2 protein-coding genes are annotated in these 798 nt (G+C 45.7%); both read right to left on the bottom strand.

What is annotated here, in order from left to right; genetic code table 11:
* Positions 1–188 precede the first annotated feature (188 nt).
* Positions 189–395 carry a hypothetical protein gene (locus R7Z77_RS24930; RefSeq protein ID WP_005461782.1) on the bottom strand — a complete coding sequence of 69 codons (207 nt, stop codon included), beginning with the start codon at positions 393–395 and terminating at the stop codon, positions 189–191.
* Positions 396–516: 121 nt separating this feature from the next.
* The coding region (locus R7Z77_RS24925; RefSeq protein WP_318136991.1) for an SDR family oxidoreductase at positions 517–798 on the bottom strand (282 nt) is incomplete at its 5' end.

The raw sequence follows: 798 nt of genomic DNA, 5'->3' as shown, positions 1-798 counted from the left end.
CAAGTAAAATCAGGGCCTATACCGGATTCTCTGCGCCACTTACCTAAAGTCGAACGTCCGGCGTTCAAGCGTAAAAAGCGAAGCTACCCAAAGAGTGGGGCATCGAAAGCGGGAGCCTCAAAGCGAAAGAGCTCTTAAACAAAAGCGGCGTATGATAGCGCCGCTTTTGCTTGTTGTTTGTGGTGGTGTTACTCAAACAGATCTCCGTGATTTTGAATGGCACCTCTTACATCATCTTGCGTAAGAACTCGTTTTCCCGAGACTTGTTTGACTTGCTTACCTAAATCGACCAACGCATCGCGATTCGCTTGTGTTTGACGTTTCCCTGCGCTTCTTAAGCAGTAGTTGAGTTCGTGATCTTCACTAAAATTCACCAGATCTCTATCCGCAGCCATGCTCACTCTCCTTATTTGTTTGATAGCCTTACTAAGTCTGGAAAGGAAACTCAGAAATTCAAGGTTGTCAGAGAAGTAGAAAGCATAAAGCTAACCTACCTCTCATCTTTTTATAAAATACTTACCAAGGAAGCGAAGTTCCGTCGTAATTGATGAATTGACCAGAGTGTTCAACGGTGCTTTGGTCAATAACTTGTGCTAGCCCTTGAGCTGATGTCTCTGCATCTATAAGTGCATTTGGCCCACCCATTGTGGTGCGTACCCAACCAGGGTGCAAAGCAAGGACAGTAAAACCGTCAGGCGTTAAGTCATTGCTTAAGCTTTTGACTACGGAATTGAGTGCCGCCTTTGACGAGCGATAAATATAGCCGCCACCCGATGTATTCTCCGTCATACTCCCGAC

The organism is Vibrio sp. 1401 (assembly GCF_033340295.1).
The sequence above is the reverse complement of the archived record's forward strand: the minus strand, read 5'-3'. Positions and strand labels throughout refer to the sequence as shown.

What these genes read in the sequence shown, in the direction of transcription:
- R7Z77_RS24930 (WP_005461782.1), bottom strand. Translation starts at nt 395, where the DNA reads ATGGCTGCGGATAGAGATCTGGTGAATTTTAGTGAAGATCACGAACTC.